We start from the raw sequence: 14,309 nt of genomic DNA on the forward strand, positions 1-14,309 counted from the left end.
GCCCTCGCCGCGCAGCACGCTGCCGGCGCCCACCAGCCCGCCGAGGCGGATGCGGGTGCCGGGTGCGACCGGGTTGCCGGCGAGATCGCCCGGCATGTAGAAATAGGCGACCGACTGGCTGAAGGCGAACAGCACGAGCAGCACGGCGGCGGCGATGAAGCCCATGCCGCCGGCAATCACCGCCAGGCGTTTCTGCTTGCGCGTCATTCCGTCAACCCCTCCGTGGCGATGCCGAGTTCCCTGGCGAGCGCCAGCAATTGCCGGCCCTCGTTCCCGGAGGCCGGGAAGGCGGCCAGGCCGCGCTTCAGCGCGCCTGCTGCGCGATCCTTGTCGTTCAATACGGCGTAAGAGCGGAGAAGGCGCTTCCAGCCCTCGAAATTGTCGGGATCGGCGCTCAGTCTGGCGTCGAGGCTTTCCACCATGCCGCGGATCATCTGCTGGCGCTCGCCGCTGCTCATCGTCCCGGCCGCCGCCACGTCCTCGGCCGTCGGGCCATCCGGCGCGGCGGAGCCGGCGGCCGGCGGGGCGACAGGCGCAGACGCCGTGCCGCCGTTCCGGGCGATATGTTCGTTGACCAGCGCCAGCCAGGGCGCGTCGGCCGGCGACTGCTTCGCCAGCGCCTCGAAGGCGCCGCGTGCCGCCTCCGCCTGTCCCGCCTGCTCCAGGCTCAAGGCAATGTAAAAGCGGGCGCGCGGGTTGTCGGGTTCGAGGGCGAGGATCTGCTTGAGTTCATCAAGCGCTTCGCTCGTCACCGCACCGTTTGAGGTAGCCATGAGCGCTTCCGACAGCCCCTCGAGGCGGGAGACACTGGCTCCGTTTAGACGAAGCGCGGTTCGATAGGCCTTCGCCGCGTCATCGAACCTGCCCATCTTGAGGTAGACCGGAGCGATAACCTCCCACCCCCGCCCGTCAGCGGGACGGGCCGCCAGGTGATCCTCCATCTTCTTGACGAGGATTGGAAGATCCTGACCCGGCTCCGCCAGCCTCGCCGCCAACGGGCGCGAGGGAAGCTCGGGGGAACCGAGCGAGACGTAAAGGGCGATAGCGAGCAAGGGCAGGAACGCGGCAATCGCATGTTTCAGCCATCTGCCGGGGCGCTGCACGGTTTGCGCCGGCCGGCGCTTGTCCGCCGCCTTGAACAGGCGCCGCGCCGTTTCCGCCCTGGCCAGTTCGTATTCGTCCGGCGAGATCCGCCCGGCGGCGATATCCTCGTTGAGTTCGAAAAGCTGGTCGCGATAGACCTTGTCGGCATCTTCCTTGGCAACCGCTGCCTTCCGGGTGCTCGTCGAAAGCGGATGAAGCAGGACGGCAGTCGCTGCGGTCGTCATCACCGCGAAAAGAATCCAGATCGTCATTGTTGCAGCCATAATGGCTCAACTCATAGCCCGAGCAGGCGGCCGGACATTGACGAGGATCAATTATCTCGGTGTTCGCCCCGGCCGGCCCGTGAAAACATAACCGACGCCGCGCACCGACTGGATGAGATCCGGGCTCTTTGGATCATTCTCGATCTTCTTGCGCAGGCGGACGATCTGGGCATCGATTGCGCGGTCGAAGGCTTCGAGACTGCGGTTTCTCGTCAGGTCCATCAGGGTTTCGCGCGAAAGAACCCGGCCCGGATTGCGCACGAAGACCAGCAGCATGTCGAACTCGCCGGTCGTCAAGGCAACGTCATCGCCCTGGGGCGAGGTCAGCCGCCGCCGCGACACGTCGAGGGACCAGCCCTCGAAGGCGAGCGTTTCGTCCTGTCCGTTGGTGGCGCGGGTCGCATCCGAGGCTGTGCGGCGCCGCAGAATTGTTCTGAGGCGGGCCAGCAATTCCCTCAGATGAAAGGGCTTGGCAATATAGTCATCGGCGCCGACCTCGAGACCGACGACCTTGTCCGTGACGTCATCCTGACCGGTCAGCATGAGAACCGGGACGTCGGATGTGCTTCGAAGCTCCCGAAGCAATTCCAGACCATTCTCGCCGTTCGGGAGCACCAGATCGAGAAAAATTGCCGCGTAAGAACTCTTGGCAAGTTCGGAACGCATTGCTGCACCGTTTGCAACCGCGTTCACCTTAAATCCGTTGTCTTCGAAGTAACGCACCAGCATCTGCCGGATCCGCGCGTCATCATCGACCACCAGAATACGGTCCGGTTCCATGGTCCTCTTCGATCTTGTTTCGACTTGCCAACCAGATAGCGCAGGAATTCGACCGGTGCCACCGTTCTCGGCGCCATATGCGACAGTTCCCAAAGAAAGCTGGTGACGACCGGCCCCCTGGCAGCGTCCGGGCAACTTCCCCGGATTTCTGCTAGCAGACCTGGCGCAACAGCATGACGTTTTCGATGCGGACCGTTCGACCCTTCACGTCCACACCGCATCGCGCGAGGGCCGCAAACGCCCGGGACAGGGCTTCCGGTCCAAGCCCGAGTTTTCCGGCCAGAATCTGCTTCTTGTACGGCAGGTGGATCGTCGCCTGGAGAGCCGCGTCCGGGCAATGATGCAAGAGGAAATTCGCCACGCGCTGAACTGCGGTATGCAGACGGTCGCCGGCGATGCCGTCGAAGGCTTCGAGCAGGTGGCGCGCCGATATTTTCAACAGGTTGCGCTGGAACTGAGGGCATTCGTCGGCAAGGACCCGCAATGCCGCAGCCTCGAAGAATACGAGTTCGCTCAAGGCACCGGCACACGCGTCGTGCGCATAGCTGCCGCCAAGCGAGATCACATATTCGGCGATGAAGTCGCCCGGCTCGCAGACACGGATATCGGCGTCACGTCCGCTCGATTCCGTCCGTGTCAGCCTCACCACGCCACTTGCCACATAGACGACGTGGACGCCGGGCCCGCCCTGCGCCAGGATCTCCTCGCCGGAGACGCATATGCGCCGCCGTCCGAGGGATACGAGCCGTCTTGCCGCATCGTCGCTCAGCCCGCGAAACATATCCGATTGCAGCAGCTTTTCGTTGTTGGAGAGCATCGGTCTGTTCCGGCTGATGCCGTCATCGGGCGGTCGGATCGGAATCATCGTCGGCAATCACGCGCCAGGAGGCACCCTCCAGATCGTCGTACTGGCCGCTTTTGAGGGACCAGAGGAACGCCGCCAGCCCAAGGCCGCCCATGAAAAGCGCGATCGGGATCAGATAGACGAGCATGTTCATGCGGCTTCCGCCTCCTGCTTGCCAACAGGCATCCGCGACAGCGGCAGGGCGGCGTTTCGCCCTGCAATACTGTTGAGACGCAGGGCATTGGTGACGACGATGATCGACGACGTGGACATCGCCACGGCGGCGATCAGCGGCGTCGCAAGGCCGGCGATCGCGATCGGCACCGCCAGGACGTTGTAGCCGATCGCGAGCGCGAAATTTTGCCGGATGAGCGCAGCCGAACGCCTGGCGATCCGGATCGCGTCGGGCACTGCGTCAAGCCTCTCGTTGAAGAAGACGAGGTCGGCCGCCTGCCGCCCGATATCGGACGCGCTGGACGGCGCCATCGAAACATGGGCCGCGGCCAGTGCCGGCGCGTCATTGATGCCGTCGCCGACCATCAGCACGCGGCGCCCCTGCTCCCGGAGGGTTTCGCAAGCTTCCACCTTCTGCTTCGGGGTGAGCGCACCCAGAGCGCGATCGACGCCAAGGATGCCCGCCGTGCTTTCGACGACGGATTGGCGGTCGCCCGAAAAGATCATCGTCCGGAAACCGGCCGACTCCAGATCGGCCACCGCCTCGCCGGCGCCCGGCCGAAGCGTATCCTCGAAGAAGAAGCGCGCCATTGCTGCCCCGTTTGCCGAAAGCACGACTTCGGAAAGCCCACCGCCGGACACCGCCACCTCGTCCGCACCGCAGGCGAAGGAGGCATTTCCGAGCCTGTAGACGACATCCCCGCGCACAGTTTCGAGACCGCCGCCTGCGATCTCCGCGACACGCTCGAATTGTTCCGCCGCGGCGGCCTGGCGGGCAAGCGCCTGCGAGAGCGGATGCCTGGAATGCTGGGCAAGTCCCGCAGCAATCGCGATGTTCCTCGCCTCGTCGGTCTCGGTCCTTACGAGCCTCGGGCGCCCGAGCGTCAGCGTACCCGTCTTGTCGAAGGCGACGGTATCGACCTCGGCCAGCCGCTCGAGCGCCGAACCGTCCTTGACCATCACGCCGCGGCGGAAGAGCTCGCCGGCTGCGACGACCTGTACGACCGGGACCGCCAGCCCGAGAGCGCATGGGCAGGTGATGATGAGCACGGCAACGCCGACGAGCATCGCCTGCTTCCAGTCTCCGCCGATGATCCCCCAGGCCAGAAACGACACCAGAGCGAGCAGGTGCACGGCCGGCGAATAGAGCGCCGCGGCCCTGTCGGCGATCCGCCGGTAACGTGCGCGTCCGCCTTCCGCGGCCTCCATCAGGCCGATGATCTCGGCAAGCAGCGAGTTACGTGCAAGCCGGGTCGCACGCACGGTAAGCGAGCCTGTCAGGTTCATCGCGCCGGAATGGATTTCCGCGCCGGGGCCGACGGCCACCGGGCTGCTCTCGCCTGTGACGATCGACAGGTCGAGATCGCTCTCGCCGCTGGCGACGATACCGTCGACCGGGATGCGGTCGCCGGCCGCGACGGCAATCTCGTCGCCGACGGCGATCTCTTCGACCGCCACGTAACGCCTCGAACCGTCGGCTGCCACGACCAACGCCCCGCGCGGGGCAAGCCGCGCCAGCCCGTTGATTGCCGCCCGCGCCTTTTCGCGCATGACATGGTCGAGGGTTCGCCCGATCAGCAGGAAGAACAGCAGCGATACGGTCGCGTCGAACCAGGCGTGCTCGCCATGATGCATCGTCTCCCAGAGCGAAACGGCATAGGAGAGCGTCACGGCAAGCGAAATCGGCACGTCCATGTTCGTGCGCCCGCGCTTCAACGCGTTCCAGGCCGAGCGGAAGAAGAACCGGCCGGAGTAAACGAGCGCCGGCGCGGCGATCATCGCCGAGATCCAGTGGAACATGTCGCGCGTGGCGGCATCCGCGCCGGACCAGACCGACACGGACAGCAGCATGATGTTGGCCGCGGCGAAACCCGCAACCCCGACGGCAAGGAGAAGCTGATTGCGCGTCTTGTCGCTTTCCGGCGCAAGCGGCGCGAAGAGATGAACCCTGTAGCCGGTCGCGCTGATGGCGGCCGTAATGCCGGTAGGATCGACCGTCCTGTCGTCCATCTGCTCGGCATAGACGCAAGTCACGCGCCTGGAGGTGAGGTTCACCCTAGCCCTGCGCACATAGGGCAAAGCGGACAAAGCCCGTTCGATGGTCGATATGCAGGCGCCGCAATGGACGTCTGGCACGCTGAGATCGAGCTGGCGAAGCCCGCCGCCGAGCGCGTGGCTGGCAAGTCCGATCTCCTCGGCGCTGAAGGCGGTCGTGCTCATTGCAAGGACGCCGTCGGCATTCATGGTGCAGCAGGTCATTGGCCAAACTCCGCCGTATCGATGCGCACGGCCTCGTGCATGACGATTTTGCCGCCGCGGCGCGAGGTCACTTCGACGATCCAGTCCCCCGTGGCGATTGCGTGCTCGGCCTCGAACCGTCCTGGCGAGAGCTTGGTCAGGGCGACGTGAAAATCCTCGTGATCGCCGACAGGCCGCTTGAAGTTGGCGACAACGTCATCGACATCGGCCGGCGAACCGTCCCTGTTGCGGATATCGTAATGGATTTCGTTGCTCTTCAGCGAGAGCCTGCCGGCGATCCCCGAAGCGGCCATCGCCTTCATGGCGGCGGCCTTTTCGTTGAACTCCTGGCTGGCGACATAGGTGTTTTCGACCACCAGCCCACTCCAGCTCGACGAGGCGTACCATGCCATCGTAAAGTTGACGGCGATGACAACGCCGAAGAAGGCACAGGTCACAAGCAGCATGTGCGTGCCGGTAAATCCTTGCGTGCGGGTGCTCATCTGGCTTCTCCTGGGGCGTTGAATGCGGCCCGATAGGTCGCGCGGTCGGCATGGCCGGCATCTTCGATCGAAAAGAGGAATTCGTTGACGGCATCGCCCGTCGGTTTGCGGGTGACGAAGACCTTGAGCGTCGTGGCCGCATCGGGGGCGGCGTCGATCAGGAACCGACGTCCCTCCTCCTTGCCGAGTTCGGGGATCCGCATCGTCGCACCATCGATGCCCGACAGGGTCAGTTCGATCGTGCGCGGCGACGGAACCATGTTGAGCACACGCAGCGTATATCCGTTGCGGATCGATCCGTCGCTTTCCAGCACATATTGCGGGTTGCGGTCATGGACGACATTGAGCTCCAGTCTCTCGCGCATCGACAGATGCACCAGCATGGCAATGCCGATGCCGGTCCAGACGACCGCGTAGAAGACGACGCGCGGCCGGAAGATGATGCGCCAGTTGAAATGGCGAATGCCGTCGACGAAGGAACCGTCCGGATTTCTGACGCGTGCCGGCTGGACGGGCGTCCTGCCCTCATCGGTGGCGATATTCATGTTGCTGGCATATTCGCTGAGCGTCGCATAGGCGATCAGGCCGCGCGGCTTGCCGATCTTGTCCATGACATTGTCGCAGGCATCGATGCACAGCGCGCAGGTGATGCATTCCATCTGCTGCCCGTCGCGGATATCGATGCCCATCGGACAGACCGCGACGCAGGCGTTGCAGTCGACGCAATCGCCGACAGCCTGCCCCTCCGCCTGCGCCCTCTTGGCATGGCGCGAGCGTTGCTCGCCGCGCCAGTCGTTATAGGTTACGACGAGGGAGTTTTCATCAAGCATGGCGCCCTGAATGCGCGGCCAGGGGCACATGTAGGTGCAGACCTGTTCGCGCAGCAGCCCGCCGAAAACGTAGGTTGTCGATGTCAGAATGGCGACCGTGGCGTAGGCGACGGCCGGAGCCCCAGCTGTGAAAAGCCCTTTGGCAAGGGTCGGCGCATCGGCGAAATAGAACACCCATGCGCCGCCGGTCAGAACACCGATGACGAGCCAGGTGGAATGCTTGAGCAGGCGTTTACCGAGCTTGTCGAAGGTCCACGGCCCGGCGTCGAGTTTCATTCGGGCGTTACGGTCGCCTTCGATGGCGCGCTCGACGACGAGAAAGAGATCGACCCATACGGTCTGCGGACAGGCATAACCGCACCAGGCGCGGCCGACCGCCGATGTCACCAGAAACAGCCCGAACCCCGCCATGACCAGCAATCCGGCGACATAGTAGAATTCCTGCGGCCAGATCTCGATGAAGAAGAAAAAGAAGCGGCGCGACGACAGATCGACCAGGATCGCCTGGTCGGGCGCAAAGGGGCCGCGATCCCAGCGGATCCAGGGCGCCAGATAATAGATTGCCAGCGTGACCAGCATCACGATCCACTTGAACCGGCGAAAACGTCCCTGAACGCGCTTGGGGAAGACCTTCTTGCGCGCCGCATAAAGCGGCTGGCGGTTGCGGCGGGCGTTGACCGGCTCCGCGTTGACACGTTCCACGGATTTGGGATCGGGTGCTGTGTAGAGATTCATGGGCCTGTTCCGAATTGCGACTGCCCTTCTCTCCCGTTTCGCGCGCGCAATCCTTGATTCATATCAAGAACGCGGCGCGTACGGAGAAAGCCCTGCCCGGGCAGGAAATGCAGCCCTGAAAGAGCCGGGCAATCGACAGGCATAGGTGATCGCGCCGGATCGTTCTTTGCGCTTGGTCAAAGAAAGGGGACCGCGCCCAGAGAGGTGGGCGCGGTCCTGGAGGACAACGGGGAGAAGCCGCTGGGACGTCCTCGCTTGCTGGTCTAGCGGCTGGTCGGATTGTGATCTTTGAGGCAGATCAAACTTACGATCGAACTGCCGATCCTTGCCGGATCTTCCTGCTCGCAGGCCGGCGGGGTGAACCTCGCGCGTATCGACACGCGCGAGCGGATCACCGCCCGCGGGGTGCCGTAAAGTGCAAGGAGCGCATTGTGGTCATGGTTCGTCATCCTGCCTTCTCCTCATTGGCCGCCGCCGAGCGAGTGCACGAAGACGGTGAGTTCCTTGACCGTCGTCTCTCCGAGGCGCGCAGACCAGGCCGGCATGACGCCATGTTTGGGAGCCGCAACCTGGCGGATGATGGCGTCCTCGCCTTTAGCCTTCAGCCAGATGGCATCGGCAAGATCAGGCGCACCCATGTCCGGCTTGCCCCTGGCATCCTCGCCGTGACAGGCGGCGCAATTGTCGAGGAACACCTGCTTGCCGGGCTCGACGAGGGTTTCGTCCGACGGTTTGTTCGTCAGGCTCCAGACATAGGCTGCGACCTGGCGGATCTGATCCTTGTCCAGCATGTCGGCGAAGGCCGGCATTTCGGAGACGTGCGTGTCCGCGTCGTTGTCGAAACGGATGCCGTGGGCGATTGTCGTCTGGATGGAATCGAGATCACCGCCCCAGAGCCAGTCGTCGTCGTTGAGATTGGGAAAACCGGGTCCGCCGCTCGCGCCCGAACCGTGGCAGGGAGCGCAATTGACCTTGAAGGCGGAGGCACCGCCGGCGATCGCGAATTCGCGAAGCGCCGGATCGGCGTCGATTTCCTGCACGGTCTTGGCGGCGATCATGTCATGGAACTTCGTCTGCGACGCCTTGGCGAGATCCAGGTCCTGCTGCAGTTCGGCACGGCTGGAAAAGCCGAAATAACCCTTGGTCGCCGATGTGATCATCGGTATGGCCGGATAGGCGATGGCATAGCCGATCGCCCAGAGGATCGTCGCGTAGAAGGTCCACACCCACCACCGGGGCATTGGATTGTTCAGTTCCCGGATGCCGTCCCATTCATGGCCGGTCGTCTCGACGCCGCTGATTTCGTCTATATGTTTTTCCGACATCTCAATCGTCCTTCAAGGGAATATTGGCCGCGTCCTTGGCGGCCTGCTTGCCGCCCGGCCTCAGCGTGAAGAGGACCGCTCCGATGAAGAAGGCCGTCATCGCCAGGAGGCCCCAGCTGTCGGCGAAGTGCCGCATTGCGGTGTAGGTTTCCATGTTTCACCTCATCGGTAGCCGGTGGCATCGTCGTAGGTCGAGAAGTCGACAAGCGTGCCGAGCATCTGCAGATAGGCCACGAGGGCGTCCATCTCGGTGAGCTTCGACGGATCGCCGTCGAAGTCGCCGACCTTGGCCTTGGGATATCGCTCGAGAAGCGCGGTCGTATCGGCGTTCGGGTCGGCCTGCACCTTCATGTCCGCTTCCGCGTTGGCGATCATGTCGTCGCTATAGGGCACGCCGACATCCACATTCGCCCTGAGGTCCATGCCGACGTCCTTGACGGTCACTTCGTGTTCCTTGAGGAAGGCGTAGCTCGGCATGATGGATTCCGGCACGACCGCTCTCGGGTCGGACAGGTGCTGGACATGCCATTCGTTGGAATAACGGCCGCCCACACGCGCCAGATCCGGACCGGTGCGCTTCGAGCCCCATTGGAAGGGATGGTCGTACATGGATTCGGCGGCCAGCGAATAATGGCCGTAGCGCTCCACCTCGTCCCGGAAGGGCCTGATCATCTGGCTGTGGCAGAGATAGCAGCCCTCGCGGATGTAGATATTGCGGCCCGCAAGCTCGAGCGGCGTATAGGGACGCATGCCCTCGACCTTCTCGATCGTATTCTGCAGATAGAAGAGCGGCGCGATTTCGACGATGCCGCCGATGCTGACCACGAGCAGCGAACCGACCAGAAGCAGGGTCGCGTTTTTCTCGAGGATCTGATGTTTGTCCAGGATTGATGCCATGTGTCACCTCACTCGGCAGCCTGTGCGCGCGGCACATAGGCAGAAGGAATTGCGGCTTCGTCACGCAGATGGCCGCGAATGGTCATGAAGACGTTCCAGGCCATCACGATGCCGCCGGCGAGGTAAAGGCCGCCGCCAAGCGTGCGCAGCACGTAATAGGGGAACATCGCAGACACTGTTTCGGCGAAGGAATAGACGAGGAAGCCCTGGGAATTGTATTCCCGCCACATCAGGCCCTGCTGGATGCCGGCGACCCACAGGACCGCCGCGTAGACGACGATGCCGAGCGTCGCGAGCCAGAAGTGCCAGTTGACCATGCGCAGGCTGTAGAGGCGTTCGCGGCCCCAGAGCTTCGGCGTCATGTAGTAGATCGCGCCGAACGTGATCATGCCGACCCAGCCAAGCGCGCCCGAATGCACGTGACCGATGGTCCATTCGGTGTAGTGGCTGAGCGAGTTCACCGTCTTGACCGACATCATCGGGCCTTCGAAGGTCGACATGCCGTAAAAGGCGATGGCAACGATCATCATGCGGATGATGGGGTCGGTGCGGATCTTGTCCCAGGCGCCCGAGAGCGTCATCAGGCCGTTGATCATGCCGCCCCAGGACGGCATCCAGAGCATGACCGAGAAGACCATGCCGAGCGTCTGCGCCCAGTCGGGCAGCGCCGTATAGTGTAGGTGATGCGGGCCGGCCCAGATATACATGAAGATCAGCGCCCAGAAGTGGATGATCGACAGCCGGTAGGAATAGACCGGGCGGTTGGCCTGCTTGGGCACGAAATAATACATCATGCCGAGGAAGCCGGCCGTCAGGAAGAAGCCGACGGCGTTGTGGCCGTACCACCACTGCGTCAAGGCGTCCTGGACGCCCGAAAACAGCGAGTAGCTCTTCGAGCCGAGGAAGGAGACCGGCACGGCGAGATTGTTGACGACGTGCAACATCGCGATCGTCACGATGAAGCCGAGATAGAACCAGTTCGCCACATAGATATGCGGCTCCTTGCGCTTCAGGATGGTACCGAGGAAGACCAGCAGATAGGCGACCCAGACGATCGTCAGCCACAGGTCGACATACCATTCAGGCTCGGCATATTCGCGCGCCTGGTTGATGCCGAGGACATAGCCGGTCGCCGCCATGACGATGAAGAGTTGGTAGCCCCAGAAGACGAACCAGGGGAGGCTGCCGCCGAAGAGACGCGCGTGACAGGTGCGCTGGACGACGTAGAAGGACGTCATGATCAGCGCGTTGCCGCCGAAGGCGAAGATCACCGCCGACGTGTGGACGGGCCGCAGCCTGCCGAAATTCAGGTAGGGAGCGAAATTGAGATCGGGAAACGCCAGTTGCGCCGCAATGACGACGCCGACGAGGAAGCCGACGACGCCCCAGAACACGGTGGCGATCAGACCGTAGCGGATCACTTCGTCGAAATAGCCGGACGGATCGGCTTTCGGCCGCCGGCCGGCCGGTGAGAAATCCACGTTTCTGACGAGAAGCAATGTTCCGGCAAAAAGGCAGAGGCTCAATATCCCCATGTGGATTGAAAATAGATGGTCGTGGGCGAAGGCAGCGCCAAGCAGTGCCAGGAATGCTCCCACGGCGACCACCATGGTTTCCGCAGTATAGTTCATGATGACGTCCCCAGTGCGCAGACGACCACAGGGCGGTCGCCTTTCTCGTACTTTGGGGAACGACTGTCATGGAGGCCCCGCCCGTTCCTTGATCCAGGTCAACAAAGCTTCGCCTTTGCCCGTTGTTACAGACTGTTACAGAGTCTTACTCTTTGGCACCGTCCGCTCATTCGGCTGTGACCGAACGCCTTTCTATTGGCCTCACGTTCAATCAGGGCACGGGGATCATTGGGATGTTGATGCAAGGCCACCAGGCATTCGAAAGTGCCGATCTCGGCACTAAGGCGGTTCAGGGCAATTGCCTGTCGGCGCTTTTCCAGATGTCGGCGAGCGAAACGGTCGAGGCAGGAAAGGCGATCTGCTGGGAGGGCGATGCCGCACGGCATCTGTTCCAGATCACTGAAGGCGTCGTGCGCCTTCATCGCATCATCGGTGACGGGCGCCGGGTCATTACCGCCTTTCACTTCGCCGGCGATGTCGTCGGCTCCTTCCTGCAAGGCAATTTCCTGTTTACCGCCGAAGCCGTCACGGATTGCAAGATCCGCCGCCTCTCGCGCAAGCAGTTCCAGGAGGAGGTCGAACGCTCCGAGCTTCTGCGGCCGGCCTATATCAGCCTGCTCTGCCGGGAGACCGCGTCGGCCCACGACCAGCTGGTGCTGCTCTCCAGAAAGAATGCGGAGGAACGCCTCTGCAGCTTTCTGATGAAGCTCGCGACCCGCGACAGCGAATCGGTCCGCCAGGGGCTGCTCGAAGTGCCGATGAGCCGGCAGGACATCGCCGACTATCTCGGCCTGACCATCGAGACCGTTTCGCGCTCGATCAGCAAGCTCGCCCAGAGAAAAATCGTCACTCCGGACGGCCGCCACAATCTGCGTATCGTCAATCTGGCCCGTCTGGCACGGCTGTCTGGCAATGTGGATGATTTTTCAGACAGAACCTGCCATAGGGGTAGCGTCCACTGATTGCGGAACCAATGCCTATGCCTCACCGTCTGATCTCGCCGCGCATCGCATCGCCCCAGGAACTGGACGCGCTCGTGCATGTGCTTGATGGGGCCGACATCATCGTGCACCGGCTCGAAGGCACGATCACCCATTGGTCGATCGGCAGCGAGAACATGTACGGCTGGACCCGGGAAGAGGCCGTCGGCGAGACTGTCTATGCCTTGCTCGACACCCGCTTTCCTGAGCCGATGGAGGCCGTCCGCACACATTTGACGACGCGGGGCTTCTGGCAGGGCGAGGTCATTCACCGTCACAAGAACGGACGCGACATGCACGTGGCAACGCGCTGCGTGCTCGTCAACCTTCCCGACGGCGATCCCGTCGTCATCGAGACGAACAGCGACGTCAGCGCCCTGCGCAAGGCCGAAGAGGCCGTGCGGGCGCGCGAGGCACACCTGTCGTCGATTCTCGACACGGTGCCCGACGCCATGATCGTCATCGACCAGAACGGCCACGTCATGTCGTTCAGCAAGGCGGCCGAGGCGCTTTTCGGCTTCACGTTCGATGAGATCTGCGGCCAGAACGTCAAGAAGCTGATGCCCGAACCTTATCGTGCGGCCCATGACGGATATATCGACCATTACATGCGGACGGGCGAGAAGCGGATCATCGGCTACGGTCGCGTGGTGACGGGGCAGCGCGCCGACGGCACCCAGTTTCCGATGGAGCTGCACGTCGGCGAGGCGACGGCGAACGGCGAGCGGATCTTCACCGGTTTCGTTCGCGACCTGACCAGCAAGTTCAAGATCGAAGAGGACCTTCGCCAGGCCCAGAAGATGGAAGCCGTGGGGCAGCTGACCGGCGGCCTGGCACACGATTTCAACAATCTTCTCACTGTCATCAGCGGCAATCTGGAGATGATCGAGGACAAGCTTCCGGCCGGCCCGCTGCGCGACATGCTGCGGGAGGCCCAGGATGCCGCAGCCGACGGCGCAAAGCTGACGGGACAGCTGCTGGCATTCGGAAGGCGCCAACCGCTGAACCCGAAGCAGGCCGATCTCGGCCAGCTCGTCACCGGTTTTTCCGACCTGCTGCGACGGACGCTCGGGGAAAACATCCGATTGTCGACGGTCCTTTCGGGGTCTGATTTCAACGTTCTGGTCGACAGTTCCCAGCTGCAGAATGCGATTCTCAACATCGCCCTGAATGCGCGCGACGCCATGCCGAAAGGCGGCACCTTGACCACGGAGGTCTCGCGCGTCCAGCTCGACGCGGACTATGCGAAAATGTATCCGGAAGTGCGCAGCGGCAATTTCGTGCTCGTCTCCATGAGCGACACGGGAGACGGCATGACCGAAGAAGTCAAGAAGCGCGCGATCGAGCCCTTCTTCACCACCAAGGAAGTCGGGTCCGGAACCGGACTGGGTCTCAGCATGGTCTACGGCTTCGTCAAGCAATCCGGCGGCCACCTGCAGATCTATAGCGAGGTCGGCCGCGGCTCGACGATCCGCATCTATCTGCCGGCCCTTTCAAGCGCCTCCGCCAGGGGGGATGCGAGCGTCACCGGCAGGAGCGAAGCGGCTCTGCCGGGCGGCGACGAACACATTCTCGTGGTCGAGGACGATTCGCGCGTCCGCAGGGTTGCGGTCGCCCGGCTGGCCGGGATGGGATATTCGGTGATCGAGGCCGATAACGGCAAGCGCGCGCTTGAACTGCTCAAGGAACACCCCAACGTCGCGCTTCTGTTCACCGACATCGTCATGCCCGGCGGCATGACAGGCGACGAACTGGCGCGGGCGGCCCGGGCCGAACGTCCCGAACTCGCCGTGCTCTTCACGTCAGGCTATTCAGAGCCCGCGCTGGCCGCAAACGACGTCATCGCCGGCGCGCAATGGCTTCGCAAACCCTATACGGCACGCGACCTCGCCCTGAAAGTGCGTGAGCTCATCGACGCCCGGTGACGCGGGTCTTCCCCAATCATTCCTGCGATCCGGCCGCCTGCCGGAGCCTGTGAAGGTTCCGCGGCCGGCTGCCTGTCTTT

The 14,309-nt window shown here is 63.1% G+C and carries 15 protein-coding genes; 2 read left to right on the forward strand and 13 right to left on the reverse strand.

Annotated features, from left to right (window positions below):
- The 13 genes from ACFPWW_RS18170 to ccoN all read right to left on the reverse strand — a co-directional run.
- Positions 1–207: cytochrome c maturation protein CcmE (locus ACFPWW_RS18170; protein WP_377312816.1), on the reverse strand; the 207-nt coding region annotated here is incomplete at its 3' end.
- Complete coding sequence (gene ccmI / locus ACFPWW_RS18175; protein WP_377312817.1) at positions 204–1,355, reverse strand: c-type cytochrome biogenesis protein CcmI; 1,152 nt, start codon at positions 1,353–1,355, stop codon at positions 204–206. The genes ccmI and ACFPWW_RS18170, both read right to left, overlap by 4 nt.
- Before the next feature lie 63 nt (positions 1,356–1,418).
- Entirely contained in the window at positions 1,419–2,147 is a 729-nt protein-coding gene (locus tag ACFPWW_RS18180; protein ID WP_112758315.1) for a response regulator, read from the reverse strand.
- A 151-nt stretch (positions 2,148–2,298) separates the two neighbouring features.
- On the reverse strand, positions 2,299–2,964 hold the full coding sequence (locus tag ACFPWW_RS18185) for a Crp/Fnr family transcriptional regulator (protein WP_377312818.1): 666 nt from the start codon (positions 2,962–2,964) through the stop codon (positions 2,299–2,301).
- Between the two features lie 22 nt (positions 2,965–2,986).
- The gene (gene ccoS / locus ACFPWW_RS18190) at positions 2,987–3,145 is read right to left on the reverse strand and encodes a cbb3-type cytochrome oxidase assembly protein CcoS (protein ID WP_112568839.1); all 159 of its coding nucleotides are present in this window, start codon (positions 3,143–3,145) and stop codon (positions 2,987–2,989) included.
- Positions 3,142–5,424 (reverse strand): cation-translocating P-type ATPase, encoded by a 2,283-nt coding sequence (locus ACFPWW_RS18195; protein WP_377312819.1) that lies wholly within the window; start codon positions 5,422–5,424, stop codon positions 3,142–3,144. The genes ccoS and ACFPWW_RS18195 overlap by 4 nt, the downstream gene beginning before the upstream one ends.
- The gene (locus tag ACFPWW_RS18200) at positions 5,421–5,906 is read right to left on the reverse strand and encodes a FixH family protein (protein WP_112568843.1); all 486 of its coding nucleotides are present in this window, start codon (positions 5,904–5,906) and stop codon (positions 5,421–5,423) included. Before ACFPWW_RS18200 ends, ACFPWW_RS18195 begins: the two co-directional genes overlap by 4 nt.
- A complete protein-coding gene (gene ccoG, locus ACFPWW_RS18205) occupies positions 5,903–7,471 on the reverse strand; it encodes a cytochrome c oxidase accessory protein CcoG (protein ID WP_377312820.1) in 1,569 nt (522 codons plus the stop codon). The genes ACFPWW_RS18200 and ccoG overlap by 4 nt, the downstream gene beginning before the upstream one ends.
- A 263-nt stretch (positions 7,472–7,734) precedes the next feature.
- Entirely contained in the window at positions 7,735–7,920 is a 186-nt protein-coding gene (locus tag ACFPWW_RS18210; protein ID WP_112568847.1) for a hypothetical protein, read from the reverse strand.
- 12 nt (positions 7,921–7,932) lie between these two features.
- Positions 7,933–8,796 (reverse strand): cytochrome-c oxidase, cbb3-type subunit III, encoded by an 864-nt coding sequence (ccoP, locus tag ACFPWW_RS18215; RefSeq protein ID WP_112568849.1) that lies wholly within the window; start codon positions 8,794–8,796, stop codon positions 7,933–7,935.
- Position 8,797: 1 nt separating this feature from the next.
- Complete coding sequence (locus tag ACFPWW_RS18220; RefSeq protein WP_112568851.1) at positions 8,798–8,950, reverse strand: cbb3-type cytochrome c oxidase subunit 3; 153 nt, start codon at positions 8,948–8,950, stop codon at positions 8,798–8,800.
- Between the two features lie 8 nt (positions 8,951–8,958).
- Positions 8,959–9,693, reverse strand: a complete 735-nt coding sequence (gene ccoO / locus ACFPWW_RS18225) for a cytochrome-c oxidase, cbb3-type subunit II (protein WP_112568853.1) — start codon at positions 9,691–9,693, stop codon at positions 8,959–8,961.
- A gap of 8 nt (positions 9,694–9,701) precedes the next feature.
- The gene (ccoN, locus tag ACFPWW_RS18230) at positions 9,702–11,324 is read right to left on the reverse strand and encodes a cytochrome-c oxidase, cbb3-type subunit I (RefSeq protein WP_112568855.1); all 1,623 of its coding nucleotides are present in this window, start codon (positions 11,322–11,324) and stop codon (positions 9,702–9,704) included.
- A gap of 233 nt (positions 11,325–11,557) precedes the next feature.
- Here ccoN and ACFPWW_RS18235 point away from each other — a divergent pair, with 233 nt between their 5' ends.
- Complete coding sequence (locus ACFPWW_RS18235; protein ID WP_377312823.1) at positions 11,558–12,286, forward strand: Crp/Fnr family transcriptional regulator; 729 nt, start codon at positions 11,558–11,560, stop codon at positions 12,284–12,286.
- Positions 12,287–12,303: 17 nt separating this feature from the next.
- Positions 12,304–14,229 carry a hybrid sensor histidine kinase/response regulator gene (locus tag ACFPWW_RS18240; protein ID WP_377312825.1) on the forward strand — a complete coding sequence of 642 codons (1,926 nt, stop codon included), beginning with the start codon at positions 12,304–12,306 and terminating at the stop codon, positions 14,227–14,229.
- Positions 14,230–14,309: the final 80 nt, after the last annotated feature.

The sequence above is a fragment of the Rhizobium sp. GCM10022189 genome, assembly GCF_042656325.1.
Classification (GTDB): Bacteria; Pseudomonadota; Alphaproteobacteria; order Rhizobiales; family Rhizobiaceae; genus Rhizobium.

Bases quoted from the DNA above. Each gene is read 5' to 3' on its own strand.
- ccmI (WP_377312817.1), bottom strand. From the start codon at position 1,355: ATGACGATCTGGATTCTTTTCGCGGTGATGACGACCGCAGCGACTGCC.
- ACFPWW_RS18180 (WP_112758315.1), bottom strand. From the start codon at position 2,147: ATGGAACCGGACCGTATTCTGGTGGTCGATGATGACGCGCGGATCCGG.
- ACFPWW_RS18185 (WP_377312818.1), bottom strand. From the start codon at position 2,964: ATGCTCTCCAACAACGAAAAGCTGCTGCAATCGGATATGTTTCGCGGG.
- ccoS (WP_112568839.1), bottom strand. From the start codon at position 3,145: ATGAACATGCTCGTCTATCTGATCCCGATCGCGCTTTTCATGGGCGGC.
- ACFPWW_RS18195 (WP_377312819.1), bottom strand. From the start codon at position 5,424: ATGACCTGCTGCACCATGAATGCCGACGGCGTCCTTGCAATGAGCACG.
- ACFPWW_RS18200 (WP_112568843.1), bottom strand. From the start codon at position 5,906: ATGAGCACCCGCACGCAAGGATTTACCGGCACGCACATGCTGCTTGTG.
- ccoG (WP_377312820.1), bottom strand. From the start codon at position 7,471: ATGAATCTCTACACAGCACCCGATCCCAAATCCGTGGAACGTGTCAAC.
- ACFPWW_RS18210 (WP_112568847.1), bottom strand. From the start codon at position 7,920: ATGACGAACCATGACCACAATGCGCTCCTTGCACTTTACGGCACCCCG.
- ccoP (WP_112568849.1), bottom strand. From the start codon at position 8,796: ATGTCGGAAAAACATATAGACGAAATCAGCGGCGTCGAGACGACCGGC.
- ACFPWW_RS18220 (WP_112568851.1), bottom strand. From the start codon at position 8,950: ATGGAAACCTACACCGCAATGCGGCACTTCGCCGACAGCTGGGGCCTC.
- ccoO (WP_112568853.1), bottom strand. From the start codon at position 9,693: ATGGCATCAATCCTGGACAAACATCAGATCCTCGAGAAAAACGCGACC.
- ccoN (WP_112568855.1), bottom strand. From the start codon at position 11,324: ATGAACTATACTGCGGAAACCATGGTGGTCGCCGTGGGAGCATTCCTG.
- ACFPWW_RS18235 (WP_377312823.1), top strand. From the start codon at position 11,558: ATGTTGATGCAAGGCCACCAGGCATTCGAAAGTGCCGATCTCGGCACT.
- ACFPWW_RS18240 (WP_377312825.1), top strand. From the start codon at position 12,304: ATGCCTCACCGTCTGATCTCGCCGCGCATCGCATCGCCCCAGGAACTG.